Genomic DNA, 1,353 nt, shown 5'->3' on the forward strand with positions numbered 1-1,353 from the left:
GATCGCCTGCTCGACGGGCCCGACCTGCCGCTGGAGGACGTCTGCGACCTGCTGCTGCGCACGCTGCACGAGCCGGACAACCCTCGGAATGAGCGGTGTCGCCTGGAGCGGCGTCCTCAGCAAGGTTGTCATCCCCGCAGTTCTCGCCCCCGTCGTAGCCGGCTTGGTTGCAGCGGCCGGCACCTGGCTCATCTACCGCATCACCTCCAACGTCGGTGAGGAAACCAAGGACAAGGGTTTCCGACTCGGCCAGATCGGTTCGGCTTCACTCGTTTCCCTCGCCCACGGCACCAACGACGCTCAGAAGACCATGGGCGTCATCTTCCTCGCCCTGGTCGCCCACGGAACCATCTCCGCCGACGCGGACATGCCGTTCTGGGTCAAGCTCACGTGCGCACTCGCGATCGCTGCCGGAACCTACCTCGGCGGGTGGCGAGTCATCCGCACGCTCGGCAAGGGTCTTGTCGAGATCGCCGCACCCCAGGGTATGGCGGCCGAAGCATCTTCTGCTGCAATCATTCTCACCTCCAGCCACCTCGGCCTTCCCCTCTCGACCACCCACGTGGCGACGGGTTCCATCATGGGAACCGGTCTGGGACGCAAGGGCGCCGAGGTTCGCTGGGGCGTCGCCGGACGTATGGCGGTCGCCTGGTTGATCACTCTCCCGTCCGCTGCGATCGTCGGCGCTCTGTGCTGGGGACTGGCCAACATCGTCGGCGGCCTGCCCGGTGTCCTGGTCGTCTTCGCTGTGCTCATCGCCTTGGCCGGTTGGATGTACCTGCGCTCCCGCAAGGAGCCCATCGATCCGAGCAACGTCAACGCCGAGTGGGACGGCGGCCTGGTGCCTGCAGAGGTCCCCGGTCCGGACGCCCGCGTCACCACCGACGTCAAAGCCTGAAAGAGGGAATCGACATGGATATCTTGAAAAACACCGTCGACTCGCTCTGGCAGGTCGTACTGGTCGGCCTCCTGCTGGGCGCCGGACTTCCCGCGATCTTCGCAATCGGCCTGAAGTCCCTCGACGCCGGGCAACGTGGCAGTGGCGGCGGGAGCACTGCCGTCGCGGCTCGCAGCCCCTTGGCCGTGGCAGGCGCAGTGGTGTGCTTCGCAGTAGTGCTCATCGCGATCGTCACCGGAATCCTCTTCATCATGCAGGGCTTCCTCAGCCACACATTCGGCATCGAGATCTTCTGATCCCGTGCGCCCTCACGAGCGGAAAGACATCACCGTGACTGCACCGACTCCATCCCTTCCTCAATCCATTCTGGAATGGCTTCGCGCCGGCTACCCCGAAGGCATACCGCCCAAGGACCGCATTCCGCTGGTCGCATTGCTTCCCCTCGATCACTTCGC

Annotated in this window: 3 protein-coding genes; all 3 read left to right on the forward strand. The window is 65.1% G+C overall.

The window, feature by feature from the left end; translation table 11 throughout:
* Positions 1-88 precede the first annotated feature (88 nt).
* Positions 89-898: an inorganic phosphate transporter gene (locus tag ABT116_RS46710; protein WP_351647353.1), complete on the forward strand. Its 810-nt coding sequence runs from the start codon at positions 89-91 to the stop codon at positions 896-898.
* Positions 899-912: 14 nt separating this feature from the next.
* Complete coding sequence (locus ABT116_RS46715) at positions 913-1,194, forward strand: hypothetical protein (RefSeq protein WP_003941641.1); 282 nt, start codon at positions 913-915, stop codon at positions 1,192-1,194.
* A gap of 34 nt (positions 1,195-1,228) precedes the next feature.
* The coding region (locus ABT116_RS46720) for a DUF3349 domain-containing protein (protein ID WP_351647359.1) at positions 1,229-1,353 on the forward strand (125 nt) is incomplete at its 3' end.

The sequence above is a fragment of the Streptomyces sp. NPDC002130 genome (assembly GCF_040296465.1).
GTDB lineage: Bacteria > Actinomycetota > Actinomycetes > Streptomycetales > Streptomycetaceae > Streptomyces.